Raw genomic sequence first — 16,345 nt, 5'->3', positions numbered from 1 at the left:
GCGCAGCCGTGGTCAGCCGCCGGGTAAGGCATGCACGGCGGCCGGCCGAGACACGGGCTGTATGTTCTACTTCTTCCGCCGTAACGGCAGCAGCATCCGGTGCGAGGTCCGGGCTGATTCGGCAGGGGAGGGCTACGAGCTGATCGTGGACCGTCCGAACGCCACGCTCAGCGTCGAGCGCTTCGGCGCGCCTCCGGACTTGAACCGCCGCTGGCGCGAGATCGAGCGGATCCTGGTGCGCGAGGGGTGGCAGGGGCCGCACCCCACGCGCTAGCCGTTGCCCGCCCAGGGACCCGCGATCAGGTCGGTCCGCCGGCGCCCGCTGCCGGACCGTCGATCCGTCTGCGAGGGATTACGCCGTTCGCGCGCGTGGGCCGGCACCGTGCCGCTCGGCGGCTCCGACCGCGGCGGCGCCGGAGCGGTGGACGCCGGCGCGGCCGGGGGAACCGTCGTCTTCTGATCGGCGAGCGCGATCATCACCCGGTTGCGCCCGTCGCTTTTCGCCTGATACAGCGCCGCGTCGGCCCGCCCCAGCAGCCGGGGGATGTCGGTCTCGCCCGGCCGCGCAATCGTTATCCCGATGCTCGTCGTCACGCCGACGGTGTGGGTGCCGTCGCGCACCGTCGTGGCGGCGATGCGCTGGCGGAGCGATTCGGCGGCGCTCGAGGCGCGCTCGATGGTCGACTCCGGCAGCACCACCAGGAACTCCTCACCGCCCCATCGGCTGCGGATGTCGCTCGCGCGCAGCGTGCCGAGCAGCGTCTCGCCGACCGCCGAGAGCACCGCGTCCCCCGTGTTGTGCCCGTAGCGATCGTTGATGCTCTTGAAGTGATCGAGGTCGATCATCAGGACCGCCAGCGAGGTCTTCGACCGCTCGGCGCGGCGCAACTCCGCTTCGAACCGGCGCAGCCCCTCGGCGCGCGTCGCGCAGCCGGTGAGCGGGTCCACCAGCGTTGCCTCGCGCATCAGCTCGAACGCTTCCGACGTCTTGAGCGCGCGGCCGAGCACGCCCGAGAGGGAGGTCAGCATCCGCCACTCGCGGGCGGTGATGCCGCGCTGACCCGCTTCGAGGCCCATCACGCCGACCGTCTGTCCGTCGGCCTTGAGCGGGAACGTCGCCCATTGACGCGGCTCGTCGCTGATCATCCGGCGCGGGTCGCGCCCGGGGCGCTGCGGCAGGATGACCTGCTGGTGGGCGCCGATCTGCGCGACGACCCAGACGTCCTCCCGGCCGGTGAGCGCCGGCAGCCGCTGGGCGATCAGCGTGCGAAGGCGATCCCCCTGGAGCGCCCCGAGCGCCTCCTGCGCGAACTCCAGCAGCGTCTCGAGCCATGGCTCCTCCGCGCGCCGATGGTCCACGCCCTCCGCGGGCGAGGAACCGCCGCCGCCGCCTTCCGGCGCGGATTCCGGGCTGCCGCCGCCCGAACGCTGCCGTCCGAGGATCACTCGCTGGTTGAGATCCAGATCACCCTCTGCCGCGCAGAAACCGCGTTACGTTTTTGAAGCTCCGCGCCACGGCGAACATTAGTCTGCCCGGGCGCATACTTCCCCCCCGCCCGCCCGCGACGCTCGACGCGGACGAGCAAGCCAGAGCGGCCTCGCGGCCGGTCTCTTCAGCCCATTCATCCGTCCGTTTCGGGCCACTACAAGACGAATGCCGGTACGGCCGAGCCGGTGGGACGGCGTGCGGTACGAAAAGTGAGTAGTTTCGGCCCCACATGGCGGGCGTTTGGTGATATCGTCGCCTTCCCTTCCCTACGGAAAGCTGCGCTTTCAGGCTCGTTCGTCCACAGCCTGACTGGAGAGTTGTGTGAGTTGGAATTCAGTCGTCCGGAGGTCGCTCGTCGTCCTCGGCGTTGCCGGTCTGTACGTCGCGTCAAGCGGCGCGCAGTCGCCTGCGCCGGAATTGTTCTTTACCACCGGGCGGAGCGTCAACACGCTCGGTCCGACACCGCCTGGAACCAACGCGGCGCTCGCCGGGAACCCGAAGCACAAGCAGCGCAACGAGAGTTCGTGCGACGTATCGCCGCAGAATCCCTGGGTCATTCTGTGCGCCAATAACGACTACCGCGGCATCGAGAAGTTCGGTGATTCGTGGATCGGCCTGTCGATGTCGACCGACGGAGCGCGCACCTGGCGGGATCGGCTGCTCGAGGGATTTCCCGCGGCGCCGAGCGGCATCGGCGCTGCCGACCCCGTGGTGCGGACCGTGCCCGGGCTCGGCCTCGTCTCCTACATCACGCTGAGCCGGACCGACGGGCGCGGGACGCTGTCGCTCGCCGTGCTGCTCGAGCGCAACAAGGAGAACGGCGAGCCGTACCAGTTCTTCGAGCGCCGCATCATCGGCAACGGCACGCCGGGGCGGTTCAACGACAAGCCGGCGATGCTCGCCGTGCTCGATCCGGCGGGCGGATCGATGGACGTCGGCGGGCGTACGATCCCGAAGGGGACCGTGCATTTCAGCTACTCGCTGTTCCCCGGCAACGAGAACAACTCCTCCTCGCAGATTTACCACACGTTCTCGAAGGATTACGGCACGTCGTGGTCTTCCCCGAAGAAGTTGAGCGAGAGCCTCGGCGTGAACCAGGGAAGCGACATCGCGGTCGACGACGCGACCAGTACGATCGTCGTGATCTGGCGGCAGGTTGCCGACACCAACGAGCCCAACTCGATGGTCGTGGCGCGATCGACCGACGGCGGGCAGACGTGGAGCAAGGCGCAGGCAATGTGGACGCCTCCGGCCGGCTTCGGCTTCTTCGATCAGGACACGTCGTCGCTGCAGTTCCGCACCCGTTCGATGCCGTCGATCGTGCACGACGGGCGGGCGTTCCATGCCTTCTGGTCGGCGCGCGGCTTCGCCGCCAATCCCGACGACGCGCGAATCGTGCGATCGAGCTCGCGCGACGGCCGCACGTGGAGCAGCCCGGTGGTGGTTGAAGCGTACGCCGGGCGCGGCCACCAGATCATTCCGCAGGCCGCCGTCGCCGGGGGGCGCATCCAGGTCGACTGGATCGACACCCGCAACAACGAGGCGGGAACGTTCGATCGCTTCATCACCGATTTCCGGATGGATTCCGCGGGCAACCGCGTCCCGATGGACGCGCCGTCGCCGGCGGCCGGCTCGGATCCGCATTACATCTATCGCCAGTCGGCGGACATCTACGGCGCGCAGGCGCCCATCGCGAGCCCCAACGGGCCGCCGGCGGTTGGATTCTCGTCCGCCCAGGTCATCTCACGCTACCGGTTCGGGCTGGTGAACGGCGTCCGCCGTCAGCTCGAGTTCAACTTCCTGAACGCGCGGCTGTTCCAGAAGGGGGCCGTGCCCTTCAACGGCGACTATCACGCCGTCGCGAGCCAGCGCTACCGGCCCAGCGAGACGACGCCCGGCGCCTGGATCCGCAACACCGCGCCGTCGACGAGCCATTCGATCTTCTATTCGGCGTTCACCGACAACCGTGACGTGCAGGGCTACGTGTGGGCGGGGCCGCCGTCGACGTCCTTCACCCCGGCCGGGGTGACGCAGGAAGCGGAGAGCGGCATCGAGACGCTGTCGTCGTGCACGCCGTCGCTCGAGACGTCGCTCGATCAGACGGTGTGGACGGCGAACGACAGTCCGCGCTCCCGCTACCAGAACATCTACGCGGCGACGACGCTCCCGGGACTCGTGGTGGCGACCCCCTCCGCGTCCAAGCCGACCGGCGCGCTCGAGCGCGCGTATGTGATCTTCGTCCAGAACCTCACCGGGCAGGATCGCCGCTTCGAGATCAGCGTCGCGAACCAGCCGCCGGATGCGCCGCCGTCGGGAACCGGACGCGCCTCGTTCCGCCCGGACGTGGACAACGTGCCGGATACCGGCTGCGTCGCGGGCACCGACTGCCGCAAGATCCAGGTCGACATCGCCCGCGCGTCGAGCGTGACGCGGACGGTGTACGTCCGGTCGACGCAGCCGCGGCCGCGGATTCTGGTCACGGTCGCCGAGATCGGCGGCACACAGACCGGATCGATCATCCTCAACGCCAATCCGAGCGTCGCCGAGATCGAGAATCCGGACAGCCTGGAGTTCCTGCCCGACATCCTGTCGGTCGAGAACTACCAGCCGGACATCCTGTCGCGGCAGTTCAGCTACTACACGACCGGCGTGGTCAATCCCGATCTGACTCCCGTCGCCGGCGTGCAGAATCCGCGGATCGAGTATCCGCGCATCGAGTACCCGCGCATCGAGTATCCGCGGATCGAGTATCCCCGGATCGAGTATCCGCGCATCGAGTACGACGCGGTGGGGAACCCGCGGATCGAGTACCCGCGGATCGAATACCCGCGCATCGAGTACAGCAGCGTGCAGAACCCGCGCATCGAGTATTCGCCGCTGACCGGTGACGACTCGGGCGTGATCACGTCCGCGACCCAGGTCGCCGAAGTCACCTGGCCGGTCGGCACGGGGACGGGCGCCAACACGATCACCGGCATGTCGTCCGAGATCTTCGTGAACGGCGTGATTCCGATCTGCTCGGCGACGGTGACGCAGAACTGCGTGCAGGGGGCGCAGCTGATCGTCTCGGTGCCGCACTTCTACACCGTCAACCGCACCTGCGACGGCACCCAGGCGATCGTGGTCGAGAACCAGGTGATCGTGAACAACGTCGTCGATCCGGCGACGCTGGCGCCGGACGTGGGCGGCCCCGACACCGTCAATCCGCTGACGCAGCAGCCGACGTTCTTCGTCGGGCCGAAGCAGATCGTGTTCCTGACGCTGCGCCTGGTCGGCAAGTTCGACGCGCAGTTCGCGTCGAAGCTGGCGGGGCGCGCCGGCGTCATCGTCCGCTCGCAGCCCGACACCAGCGCCATCGATCAGTCGGACGACGATCAGGACGGCGCCATCGACACCACCAACCCGACGCTGGATCTGTCGGGCACCGGCTTCCTCGCGAGCGTCGAAGGCAACGCGCCAGGCGGCGCGAGCGTGACCGTCAACGTCACCGCCACGGATACGCAGGGGGCGGCGACCGTGTCATGCGTGCGGACCGACACGTCGGGGACGGTGCCGTTGCCGGTGGACGGGACGGCGACCTTCATTCCGCTCGGCACCTGGACGGGCACCTGTACCGCCGCCGACGCGGCGGGCAACGAGACGACGGGAACGTTCCCGATCGGCATCATCGACAGCACGCCGCCCACGATCGACGTCAGCGGCCTGGCGGGCACGATCGCACTCACGCCGGCCAGCGGCGGCGCAATCGTGACCTACGCCGTGTCCTCGGTGACGGCGGCCGACGTCGTCGACACCACGCCGACCGTGGCCTGCACGCCCCCGAGCGGCACCAAGCTGTCGCTGGGCACGAATACCATCACGTGCACCGCGACCGACGACTCGGGCAACAAGGCGACGGCGACTTACACCTTCGCCGTCACCGACACTGCCGCGCCGGTCCTGTCGCTGCCGTCACCGATCATCGTTGCGGCGACATCCCCCGCGGGCGCGGTCGTGACCTACAGCGCGACGGCGACGGACGTGGTCGACGGATCGGTGCCGGTGGTCTGCGCGCCGGCGTCCGGATTGACGTTCGCCGTCGGCGTGACCACGGTCACCTGCACGGCGACGGACAGCTCCGGCAACACCGCGTCCGGCAGCTTCACGGTGACGGTCGACGCCACACCGCTGACGGTGACCGCGACCGCGACGCCCAGCACGCTGCTGTGGTCGCCGAACAAGGTCCTCGTGCCGGTGACGGTCAGCGGACGAGTCACCGGGTTCAACGTGACCAGCGTCAGCTACCGCGTGCAGGACGAGTACAAGAAAGTCCAGCCGTCCGGCACCGTGTCGGTCGACGCCACCGGGAACTTCTCGTTCGTGGTCAGGCTGGAAGCGTACCGGAACGGCAACGACGCGGATGGGCGGTTCTACACCATCGTGCTGACCGCGACGGACGCACTCGGCCGGACCGTGACGTCCAACGTGATCGTGCGCGTCCCGCACGATCAGCAGTAACGAGCGCCGGCCGATGGCCGATGGACCGCGTCAGCGGCCATCGGTCACCGGCCGGCGCGAGCTACTCGAGCTTCGCCATCCTGGCGATGGCGTCCTTCAGCAGCGGTTCGGGAGAATCCTTGGCGCGGCCCGCCACGTAGGCGCGGTACTCGGTGAGCGCCTGCGCGGTCAGCCCCATCCCCTCGCGCGCCCGTCCCATCCAGTAGTTCACCGGAGCCACGGCGCGCGCCGTCGGGACGTCGTCGAGAAAGACCGCGTAGCCCTCGCCGCGGCGCTTGATGCACGTCTCGAATTCGGAGAACGCTTCGGCCGGGGCTCCGGCCGCCAGGTAGGCCTGGCCGAGATGAAACCGCACCAGCCAGAGATCCGCGAGCTTCAGCGCCTCGCGCATCGCATCGACGGCCTCGACCCGCTTGCCGCGCGCCAGCGCGACCTGCGCCGCGACGATGCGCCCGTAGGCGCGGACGCGTGGTTCCAGGTTCTGTTCGAGCGCCGCCCCGAGCCGCTCCGCCTCGTTGAGCTGGTTGGCGGCAATCAGCCAGCGCACGGCGGGCAGCACCTGAATTTCGGTGCGATCGAGCTTGAGCGCGCGGCCTGACGCGGCGACGGCGGCCTTGATGTTCCCCTGCATGCCGTAGGCGTCGGCCAGCGCGGTCTCCTTGGCGGTGATGCCGGCCAGATTCTGCTGCGCCTGATCGGCTTTGATCCCGGCCTGCAGGATCGCGATCGCGTCGGCGGCGCGCCCTTCCGCGAGCGCCAGATCGGCGAGCCCGGTCGCGGCGAGCGACGCCCCCGTCGCGTCGGCGGCAGCCATCCGCTGATAGGCGTCACGCGCGGCATCCGGCTGACCGTTCGCGATTGCGCTGATGGCGAGGGGCAGGTACGTGTCGTAGCTCGCCAGCCCGTCGGCGATCAGCCCCGACGCTTCCTCGGCTGCCGCGGCGAAGTTGCCGGCGTACATCGAGTAGAGCGCGTAATTGGAGCGGTACAGCGCGTTGGTCGGGTAGATCTTCCGCGCGAGCCGGCCTTCGTTCATCGCCTTGTCGAACTGCCGGGCGGCGAAGTAGGAGACGGCGAGATTGTTGTGGCCGGCGCCGTCGGCGGGGTATTGCTTCACCAGCTTTTCGTAGGTGTCGCGCGCGGTCTCGATGTTGCGGGTCACGAGCATGTAGTAGGCGCCGAGCAGGCGGTACTGCTCGCGCTCCGACATCACGCTGACGTGCTTCAGGGCTTCCTGCCACAGCTTGGCCGCCTCGTCCTTGCGCCCGAGCCGCGTCGCGCTCATCGCCATGCCGCCGTAGGCGCGTCCGAAGGAGGGATCGATGCTGGTGGCCTTCCGGAAGAACTCGATCGCTTCCTGATCCTTGCCGGCGCTCGACAGCTCCTGCGCGCGCGTGTAGGCGCTGACCGCATCGAGCGAGGCGGTGGACAACGTCTCTCGCGGATCCGCCGTCCGCGTGTCGCCGAGCGCTTCGCGGACGCGCGCGGCCAGCGTGCCGCTCGCCTTCAACACCGCGTCGCGGTCCCGCGCGTCGGCCTTGCTGGTGAAGAGCACCTTCCGGGACGTCGGATCCACCCCCTGCATCGACAAGGTGTAGCCGGATCCGCGCTTCTCGACCGATCCGAGCAGGACGACCTTGATGCCTTCGCTGATCGCGACCAGGCGCGACGTCGATTCGTCGAGCCGCGTGCCGGCGTTGATCCGGCGTCCGACGCGCTCCGCGGCCGGGCGGGGATACGCCGTGATGAAGGAGGCGCCTTCGATGCCGACCGTGACGGCCGGCTCGATCAAGCCGTCGAACACCGGCTCGCCGGTCTTGTTGGTGAAGTTCGCCACCAGGACGGCGATCGGATCGGGCGTCGGCGGCTCGGGCCGATCGGCGATCACCCAGGTGGTCGTGACGATCGCGATCGCGGCGATGGCGGCCGCGGCCCAGAACCGCGCCGATTTCAGCAACTGTACCGGCAGCGGGATCGGGACGCCGTTCTCGTCGAGACGGTTCAGCGCCGTCACGAGATCGGCGGACGTGGCGAATCGGGCCGCCGGGTCCGGCTGCAGGCACTTCGACACCAGCGCTTCGACCGCCTCGGGAATCGTCCGGTCGATCGTGCGCAGCTTGGCCGGCTCGGCCTCCATCCGCGCCCGCAGGCTGGCCAGCATCTCGGCGCCGGTCGCCGCGGCCTGCCTGCCGACGAGCATGCGATAGAGCATCAGCCCCCAGGCGTACACGTCCGCCCGCTGGTCGACCGCCTCGCCGCGCGCCTGCTCCGGCGCCATGTACTCGATCGATCCGACGATGGTGCCCGCGACGGTGTGGCCGTCGGTCAACCGTCCGGGCAGGCCGGCCGGACGGACCGGGCCGGACGGCCCGCCGGCCCCGGTACTGGTGCGCGCGATGCCGAAGTCGGTGATCAACGCGTGGCCCTCGGCGTCGATCATGATGTTGGCCGGCTTCAGATCGCGATGGACGACGCCGGCTTCGTGCGCGGCGCGGAGGCCGGCCGCAATCTGCCGCGCGATGAGCAGGCTCTCGCGAACCGGCAGCTTTCCTTTTTCAGCGAGGATGCCGGCCAGGTCGGTGCCGTGGATGTACGGCATCGTGATGTACTTGATGCCGTCGACCTCGCCCAGATCGTGGATGCGCACGACGTTGGGATGCGTCACCAGCCGGGCGAGGAGCAGTTCCTGCTTGAAGCGGCGTTCGATCTCGGCCGCCGCCTCGGGATCGTCGGCGGCGGCGGGCCGCACGACCTTGAGCGCGAGCGCGACCTCGAGCTCCGCGTCCCACGCCTGGTAGACGGCGCCCATGCCGCCCATGCCGAGCATCCTGATGATGTGATACCGGCCGCCGAACGCGGCGCCGACCGCCAGCGGGCCCGTCGCGGACGCCGGCGCCCCGCCCGGCGTATGCGCCATGGTCACGTCGGCATCGATCCGAGTGCTCCCCCTCGTCGGCGTATGCGCGATCGTGAGGTCGTCCGCGGAGGGAATCGCGCCGAGCGTTGCCGTGCCGGGCATCGCCGGCAGCGAACCAAGCCGCGTCGCGTCCGAATCGATCAGGCGCGTGGCGTCGGCGTCGGCGACACCACGGGGAGAGATCGCCGCGACACCCGTCGCGCCCGGATCGAACGGTATGCCGCACCTGGCGCACGCGGTCGCACTCGGGCCGCTCGTGGCGCCGCAGGCAGTACATTGCATGGGGAGCTTCAGACTAATTATCCGGTGGCGGCGATGGGAACACAAGCCACATCCGGTATCATCGCGGCGTGTTCCTCGGACACTACGCCGTCGGCCTCGCCGCGAAGCGCGCCGCTCCCGGCGTGTCTCTCGGCGTCCTGTTCGGCGCGGCGCAGCTCGCCGACATCCTGTGGCCGTTCCTGCTCGCCCTCGGCGCCGAGCAGGTGCGCATCGATCCCGGCAACACCGCATTCACGCCGCTCGACTTCGCCAGCTACCCGTATTCACATTCGCTGCTGCTCCTGCCGGTGTGGGGTGTTGCCGCGGGCTGGCTGTTCGTCCGCCGCGATCGGCGCGCGATGGCGCTCGTCGCGCTGGTGGTGGTCAGTCACTGGTTCCTGGATGCGCTCATGCACCGGCCGGATCTCCCGCTGTATCCAGGCGGGCCCAGGATCGGCCTCGGGTTGTGGAACTCCATCCCGGCCACGATCGCCGTCGAGCTGGGACTCTACGCCGTCGGCGTCTGGATGTACGTCCGTGGCACGCGCGCGCGCGACGCGGTGGGCCGATGGGGATTTGCGATTCTCGCCGCGACGCTGCTGCTGATCTTCGCGGGCGACGCGCTCTCGTCGTCGGCGCCGCCGTCGGTCGGCGCGCTCACCGCTGTGGCGATCGCGGGGGGCGTGCTGTTCACGGCGTGGAGCTGGTGGGCGGATCGGCACCGAACGGCGGTGAGCGGACCATGACGGACGGGGAAAGCGCCCTGCCGGACCACCGCGCAACCGTGGAGGCGTTCAGCGCCGGCAGCTGACCTCGACGAGCGAGTGATTCAGCTCCGCGACCGACCGGACGCCGAGCAGCTTCATCGTCCGGGTCAGATCGGCGCGGAGGATCTCGAGCGCGCGGCTCACGCCGGGCGCGCCTGCGGCGCCGAGTCCGTAGGCGTACGCGCGGCCGACGAGGACGGCGCGCGCGCCCAGGCACAGCGCCTTGGCCACGTCTCCGCCGCGGCGAATGCCGCTGTCGAGCAGCACCTCGGTCCGCCCGCCGACCGCGTCGATCACTTCCGGCAGGACCTGGATCGTCGCGCGCACGCCATCGAGCTGGCGGCCGCCGTGATTGGAGACCACCACCGCCGCCGCTCCTTCGTCGACGGCGCGCCGCGCATCATCGCCGGTGTGCACGCCCTTGATCACGATCGGCCCTTTCCAGATCTCGCGGATCCAGGCCAGGTCGCTCCAGGTGACCGTGGACTGCTCGAGCGCGAGGCCGACGTCGGCGTACGGCATCGGGCCGTCGGCGAGCATCACGTTGGGGAACTTCATCAGGCCGCCGTCGCGGAAGAACTGCAGCAGCCACCCGGGGCGGCTGAGGAACTGGCCCACGTACGGCAGCATCGGACCGACGCGGCGCGTCAGCAGCTCCTTGGCGCCGTTGCGCAGGTCGCGCTCGCGCATTCCGGCGACCGCGGTGTCGATGGTGAGGATCAGCGCGGCATAGCCGACGTCACGCGCGCGCTGCACCGTCGCGGAGGCCACCTCGCGTCCGCCGCACAGGTATAACTGGTACCAGGCCGGGCCCGGCGTCGATTTCTTCACGTCCTCGAGCCGGCAGCCCGAGAGGGTGGACAGGCAATAGATCGTCCCGGCGGCGCCGGCGACGGCGGCGGCGACTTCTTCACCGCGCGGCCAGAACATGCGGCTGCTGCCGACCGGCGCGAGAATGATCGGCATCGAGATCGGCAGGCCGAGGACGGTGGTCTTCAGATCGGGCGGCGGCGTCTCCACCGCACAGCGCGGCCGGAAGGCGATGTCCTCGAACGCGCGCACGTTCTCGCGCAGTGTCACCTCGCCGTCCGCGCCGCCGTCGATGTAATCGAACACCGATCGCGGCAGCCGCCGCCTGGCCGCCTGACGGAGATCCTCGACGTTCACGAATTGTCGCGCCACGAGGTCCGATTCTAACCGCTGTCGGCGGCTTGCCGCGCACCGCCTGCCGCTCACCGCTTACCGCCTTCCGCATATCATGGTGCGCGTTGTCCTGGATTCAGGTGTATGACCCGCTCGGGAGCCCGTGGCTGAGTACCGGCGCGGCGGCGCTGCCCATCGTGCTGCTGCTGGCGGCGCTGGCGGTGCTCGAGTGGCGGGCGCACTATGCGGCGCTGCTCGGGCTGGTGTCGGCGCTGGGGATCGCCGTGTTCGTGTTCGGCATGCCTGCCGGCACGGCGCTGGCGACGGCGGCGTACGGCGCGGCGTACGGCCTCCTGCCGATCGGCTGGATCGTGCTCGCGGCGGTGTTCCTCTACAACCTGACCGTGCAGACCGGACAGTTCGAGGTGCTCAAGGGCTCGGTCGGCCGGCTCTCCGCCGATCGCCGGATCCAGGCGCTGCTGGTCGCGTTCGCCTTCGGCGCGTTCATCGAGGGGGCGTCGGGCTTCGGCACGCCGGTCGCGATCTGCTCGGCGCTGTTGATCGGCCTCGGCTTCACGCCGCTCTATGCCGCGGGACTCTCGCTCATCGCCAACACCGCGCCGGTCGCCTTCGGCGCCATCGGCACGCCCATCCTCACGCTCGCCGCGGTGACCGGGCTGCCGGCGGAAACGCTCGGCGCGATGGCGGGACGGCAACTGCCGTTCGTCTCGCTGCTCGTGCCGGCGTGGCTGGTGGCGACGATGAGCGGTGTGTCGGGGCTGCGCGCCGTGTGGCCGGCGGTGCTCGTCTGCGGCGGGACGTTCGCCGTCGTGCAGTTCGCCTGGAGCAATTTCGTCGGCGTCGAACTGGTCGACATCGCCGGCGGCCTCTCGGCGATCGGCGCGCTGGCCGTGTTCTGCCGCGTCTGGCAGCCGAAGGATCACTGGATGGACGCGTCAGTGGCCGCCGCCCCGGCGGGCCGGGACAGCCGCGCGCCCGCCAGGGACAACGTCGCGCGCGCCTGGGTCCCGTGGCTGTTCCTGAGCGTCGCCGTGATCGTCTGGGGTCTGGTGCCGGTGAAGGCGGCACTGAACCGCGGCCCCCTCGCGCCGGCGTGGGACGTGCCGCAGCTGCATCGCACGGTGTTCCGCGATTATCCGGTGGTGCCCGAACCGGTCGATCCCGCGCAGATCCAGGATCCGGCGTATCGCGCGCGGCACGCCGAAGCGGCGCGGTTCACGTTCAACTGGGCGTCCGCCACCGGCACCGCCATCCTCCTCGCCGCGATCGCCAGCGCGATCTACCTCCGGGTGTCGCTGGCGGAATTCCTCGCCGTCGGGATCGCGACGCTGCGCCGGATGCGCACGTCGCTCCTCACCATCATGCTGATGCTGTCGCTCGGTTTCGTCACGCGCTACAGCGGGACCGACGCGACGCTGGGGCTGGCCTTCACCAAGACCGGGTGGCTGTATCCGTTCTTCGCCACCATGCTCGGCTGGCTCGGCGTGGCGCTCACCGGATCCGACACGAGCTCGAACGTGCTGTTCGGCAGCCTGCAGAAGATCACCGCGCAGCAGCTCGGCTTCAATCCGATCCTCATCGTCACCGCCAACAGCACCGGCGGCGTGATGGGCAAGATGATCGACGCCCAGAGCATCGTCGTCGCCACGGCGTCGACCGGACAGGCGGGGCAGGAAGGACGAATCCTCCGCTTCGTCTTCTGGCACAGCGTCGCGCTCGTCACCGTGATGGGCGTGATCGTCATGCTGCAGGCCTACGTGTTCCCGTGGATGATTCCCTGAGATGCGGCGGCTGCACCTGCTGGAGCTCGAGGACCAGCCGTGGTTTCCCGCGATCGTTCGCGATCTGGCCACCGATTACCTGCAGTTCATCCAGGAGCGCTTCCGGCTGGATCGGGCGATGACGCCGCTGGTGCGCCGTGCGCTCGACGGGGGGCGCACGAGCGAGATCGTCGATCTGTGCTCGGGCGGGTCGGGACCGCTGCTCGGCGTCGTCACCGCTCTCGCCGCGAACGGGCGGAAGGTCCACGCCACGCTCACCGATCTCTACCCGAACCTCGCGGCGTTCGAGAAGATCGCGGCGGCGTCGGGCGGGCTGGTGTCGTACGAGCGCACCCCGGTCGACGCACGGCGCGTGCCGCCGCACCTCGGCGGCCTGCGCACGATGTTCAACGCCTTTCATCACCTGCGCCCCGCCGACGCCCGCGACGTGCTGCATGCCGCCGCCGCCGCGCGGCAGCCGATTGCGATCATGGAGATTTCGGAGCGTTCGCTGCGCTCCCTGCCCGTGCTGCTGTCGCCGATCTTCGTGCTGCTGGCGACCCCGTTCATGCGGCCGTTCACGTGGCCGCGGTTCTTCTGGACGTACATCCTCCCGCTCGTGCCCTTCACGGTGTTGTGGGACGGCGTCGTGTCGCAGTTGCGGGCCTACACCGTGGCCGAGCTTCAGGCATTGTGCGAGGGCTCGGCGCCGATGCGCTGGGAGGCGGGGCAGGTCCCGTTCGCAAAAGGCAACGGCAGGCTGACCTATCTGATAGGATTCGCGCCATGAAGAAGCTGATCGTCGCGGCAGCAGTCGTCATCCTCGCGAGCATCGGCGGCGCCACGCTGGCGTCCTCGCGCTCGGCGGGGGCCATGTCTTCGGCGGCGCAGAAGTGGCTCGACGCGCTCAGCGCCGAGCAGCGCGAGCGGGCCGCCTTCGCTTTCGATTCGGAGGAGCGCCTGCACTGGCACTTCGTCCCGAACGAGCAGTTCCCCCGCAAGGGGGTCAACTTCAAGGAGATGAGCGAGCCGCAGCGGGGGCTGGCGCACGCGCTGATCAAGACCGGGCTGAGCGCCCGCGGCTACCTGACCGCGACCGCGATCATGGCGCTCGAGAAAGTGCTGGTCGAGATCGAAGGACCGCAGCGGCGCTTCCCGCGCGACCACGAGATGTACTGGGTGACGGTGTTCGGCACCCCGGGCGACAAGCAGGCGTGGGGATGGCGGCTCGAGGGGCACCATCTGTCGGTCCGCTTCGACGTCGTCGGCGGCAGCATGACGGCCAGTTCGCCGGCGTTCTTCGGCTCGAACCCCGCCGAAGTGCGCCAGGGGCCGCAGAAAGGTCTGCGCGTCCTCGGCGACGAGGAGGACGCCGCGCGTGCGCTGCTCGATCAACTCGACGCGACTCAGCGCTCGACGGCGGTCGTCCAGCCGAACGCGCCGACCGACATCCTCACCATGGTGAAGCCGTCGGTCGACCCGCTGACGCCCGAGGGGCTGAAGATGTCGGCGATGAACAAGACGCAGCGCGAAGCGCTGACGAAGTTGATCGACGTCTACGTCGGCAAGATGGCGCCCGACGTCGCCGCCGAGCGGATGGCGCGGCTCAAGAAGGCCGGGCTCGACACCATCGCGTTCGCCTGGGCCGGCAGCACCGAACGCGGCCAGAAGCACTATTACCGCGTGCAGGGACCCACGTTCCTGATCGAGTACGACAACACGCAGAACGATGGCAACCACATTCATTCCGTGTGGCGCGACTTCAACGGCGACTTCGGCCGCGATCTGCTGCGCGAACACGTGAAAGCGCTGCCGCACTGAAAATCGCCGCCCTCTACGACATCCACGGCAACCTGCCTGCGCTCGAGGCGGTGCTCGAAGAGGTCCGCGGCACCGGCGTCGACCGGGTCGTCGTCGGCGGAGACGTGCTTCCCGGGCCGATGCCGGGGGAGTGCCTCGATCGGCTGCTGACGCTCGACATTCCGGTTCAGTGCATCCACGGCAACGGCGATCGTGAGGTGCTGGAGCGGATGCGCGGGCGGGAAAGCGACGCGGTTCCGGCCCAGTTCCGCGAACCGCTGCGGTGGACCGCGCAGGTGTTGTCGCCGCGGCACGCCGACAGTCTGGCGTCCTGGCCGTCCACGCTGCGCCTGAACGCCGACGGTATCGGCGACGTGCTGTTCTGCCACGCCACGCCGCGGAACGACACCGACATCTTCACCTCCGAGACGCCCGCTGAGCGGCTGAGGTTCCTGTTCGATCCGGCAGGCGCGCCGCTGGTCGTGTGCGGTCACACCCACATGCAATTCGATCGGACGATCGGCACGACGAGGGTGGTGAACGCCGGCAGCGTCGGCATGCCGTTCGGTGAGCCCGGCGCGTACTGGCTGCTGCTGGATCGCGGGGTGGAGCTGAAACGTACCACGTACGATCTGGCGCGCGCCGCGGAGCGCATCCGCGGCACGAGCTATCCCCAGGCGGAGCAGTTTGCCGCGGCAAACGTGCTGTCCACACCATCGGCCGCGGCGATCCTGGCGGCCTACTCGCGCGTCGAACTGGCGTGAATCACCCGCGCGTGGAAGATCGTCGGCACGTCGCAGCGCCACACCGGCAACAGCACTGAGGCGAGGAACCCTTCCAGCTCGTTGATCACGCCGAACCAGAGGCCGGCGCCGAGCAGCGGCGTCGGGCGGCCCGTGAGAAACGCCGTGGCCAGCGCCGCCACGAGGAGAAGACCGAGCGCCTTCGACGACCACATGTGATACGCCGCCAGGCGGCCGTATTTCGTCAGCTCGTAGGTGGATCGCGAGACGTGCACGACGATCAGGGCCACGAGCGGCAGCCACAATCCTTCGTAGGCGTGAGGCACCGCGACCCTGAGCGCGATGGCGGCGCCGACGAAGAAGATGGTATCGACGATGGTGTCGGCGTGGCGCAGCGCGTCCGTGGCCGTTCCGGTCCGGCGAGCCACCATCCCGTCGAGGACGTCGGAGATCACGGCGGCGACGACGATCGCCGCCAGCACCCCTCCGGAAAAGCGGAAGCACGCGAGCACGAACAGCGCCGGCGCGCAGGCAGCGCGAAAAGCGACCAGCAGTTGCGGCGCAGAGAGCATCCCGCAGGAAAGGCGTAAACCCCCCCGCGGGAGGCTCAGAACCGGTGACCGGTGACCGGTGACCGGTGACCAGTTACCAGTTACCAGTTACCAGTTACCAGTTACCAGTTACCAGTTACCGGTTACCAGTTACCGGCTACCGGCTACCGGCTACCGGCTACTGACTACTGGCTACTGGCTACCTGGCAACCGGCTACTGACTACTGCCTACTGGCTACCGGCAACCGGCAACCGGCTACCGGCTACTGGCTACCGGCTACCGGCCTACCGGCTACTGGCTACCGGCGGTAACAATATACTTGACTAACCGCCCTTAAGGGCGCAGCATGTCTAGCATATCGAGTTACTCGGAACAGAGAGATGAGTTTTGTTCCG

11 protein-coding genes are annotated in these 16,345 nt (G+C 69.2%); 7 read left to right on the top strand and 4 right to left on the bottom strand.

Annotated features, from left to right (window positions below):
- Nucleotides 1-61 precede the first annotated feature (61 nt).
- A complete protein-coding gene (locus tag VFK57_09910) occupies nucleotides 62-274 on the top strand; it encodes a hypothetical protein (GenBank protein ID HET7696010.1) in 213 nt (70 codons plus the stop codon).
- Here VFK57_09910 and VFK57_09905 read toward each other — a convergent pair.
- The gene (locus VFK57_09905) at nucleotides 271-1,446 is read right to left on the bottom strand and encodes a sensor domain-containing diguanylate cyclase (GenBank protein ID HET7696009.1); all 1,176 of its coding nucleotides are present in this window, start codon (nucleotides 1,444-1,446) and stop codon (nucleotides 271-273) included. The two genes, VFK57_09910 and VFK57_09905, sit on opposite strands and share 4 nt — an antisense overlap.
- Before the next feature lie 364 nt (nucleotides 1,447-1,810).
- Here VFK57_09905 and VFK57_09900 point away from each other — a divergent pair, with 364 nt between their 5' ends.
- Nucleotides 1,811-5,986: an HYR domain-containing protein gene (locus tag VFK57_09900; protein HET7696008.1), complete on the top strand. Its 4,176-nt coding sequence runs from the start codon at nucleotides 1,811-1,813 to the stop codon at nucleotides 5,984-5,986.
- 61 nt (nucleotides 5,987-6,047) lie between these two features.
- Here the strand turns inward: VFK57_09900 and VFK57_09895 are convergent, their stop codons facing one another.
- Complete coding sequence (locus VFK57_09895) at nucleotides 6,048-9,185, bottom strand: protein kinase (GenBank protein ID HET7696007.1); 3,138 nt, start codon at nucleotides 9,183-9,185, stop codon at nucleotides 6,048-6,050.
- A 68-nt stretch (nucleotides 9,186-9,253) separates the two neighbouring features.
- Here VFK57_09895 and VFK57_09890 point away from each other — a divergent pair, with 68 nt between their 5' ends.
- The gene (locus VFK57_09890) at nucleotides 9,254-9,910 is read left to right on the top strand and encodes a hypothetical protein (protein HET7696006.1); all 657 of its coding nucleotides are present in this window, start codon (nucleotides 9,254-9,256) and stop codon (nucleotides 9,908-9,910) included.
- A 48-nt stretch (nucleotides 9,911-9,958) separates the two neighbouring features.
- Here VFK57_09890 and VFK57_09885 read toward each other — a convergent pair whose 3' ends face one another.
- Nucleotides 9,959-11,113, bottom strand: coding sequence for an alpha-hydroxy acid oxidase (locus tag VFK57_09885; protein HET7696005.1), 1,155 nt, complete (start codon nucleotides 11,111-11,113; stop codon nucleotides 9,959-9,961).
- Between the two features lie 86 nt (nucleotides 11,114-11,199).
- Here VFK57_09885 and VFK57_09880 point away from each other — a divergent pair, with 86 nt between their 5' ends.
- Genes VFK57_09880 through VFK57_09865 form a run of 4 tightly spaced genes read left to right on the top strand, consistent with a single transcriptional unit; the run spans nucleotide 11,200 to nucleotide 15,419 of the window.
- Complete coding sequence (locus tag VFK57_09880) at nucleotides 11,200-12,876, top strand: L-lactate permease (GenBank protein HET7696004.1); 1,677 nt, start codon at nucleotides 11,200-11,202, stop codon at nucleotides 12,874-12,876.
- A gap of 1 nt (nucleotide 12,877) precedes the next feature.
- Nucleotides 12,878-13,645 (top strand): hypothetical protein, encoded by a 768-nt coding sequence (locus VFK57_09875; GenBank protein HET7696003.1) that lies wholly within the window; start codon nucleotides 12,878-12,880, stop codon nucleotides 13,643-13,645.
- Nucleotides 13,642-14,676: a DUF3500 domain-containing protein gene (locus VFK57_09870; protein HET7696002.1), complete on the top strand. Its 1,035-nt coding sequence runs from the start codon at nucleotides 13,642-13,644 to the stop codon at nucleotides 14,674-14,676. Before VFK57_09875 ends, VFK57_09870 begins: the two co-directional genes overlap by 4 nt.
- Nucleotides 14,607-15,419 carry a metallophosphoesterase family protein gene (locus tag VFK57_09865; protein ID HET7696001.1) on the top strand — a complete coding sequence of 271 codons (813 nt, stop codon included), beginning with the start codon at nucleotides 14,607-14,609 and terminating at the stop codon, nucleotides 15,417-15,419. The genes VFK57_09870 and VFK57_09865 overlap by 70 nt, the downstream gene beginning before the upstream one ends.
- On the opposite strand, the gene VFK57_09860 is transcribed toward VFK57_09865, so the two are convergent.
- Nucleotides 15,395-15,970: a CDP-alcohol phosphatidyltransferase family protein gene (locus VFK57_09860; GenBank protein HET7696000.1), complete on the bottom strand. Its 576-nt coding sequence runs from the start codon at nucleotides 15,968-15,970 to the stop codon at nucleotides 15,395-15,397. The two genes, VFK57_09865 and VFK57_09860, sit on opposite strands and share 25 nt — an antisense overlap.
- Nucleotides 15,971-16,345 lie beyond the last annotated feature (375 nt).

Source organism: Vicinamibacterales bacterium, assembly GCA_035699745.1.
GTDB lineage: Bacteria > Acidobacteriota > Vicinamibacteria > Vicinamibacterales > 2-12-FULL-66-21 > JAICSD01.
The sequence above is the reverse complement of the archived record's forward strand: the minus strand, read 5'-3'. Positions and strand labels throughout refer to the sequence as shown.

Coding starts and splice junctions, on each gene's coding strand:
- VFK57_09860 (HET7696000.1), bottom strand. CDS start 15,970: ATGCTCTCTGCGCCGCAACTGCTGGTCGCTTTTCGCGCTGCCTGCGCG.
- VFK57_09870 (HET7696002.1), top strand. CDS start 13,642: ATGAAGAAGCTGATCGTCGCGGCAGCAGTCGTCATCCTCGCGAGCATC.
- VFK57_09875 (HET7696003.1), top strand. CDS start 12,878: ATGCGGCGGCTGCACCTGCTGGAGCTCGAGGACCAGCCGTGGTTTCCC.
- VFK57_09895 (HET7696007.1), bottom strand. CDS start 9,185: ATGCAATGTACTGCCTGCGGCGCCACGAGCGGCCCGAGTGCGACCGCG.
- VFK57_09910 (HET7696010.1), top strand. CDS start 62: ATGTTCTACTTCTTCCGCCGTAACGGCAGCAGCATCCGGTGCGAGGTC.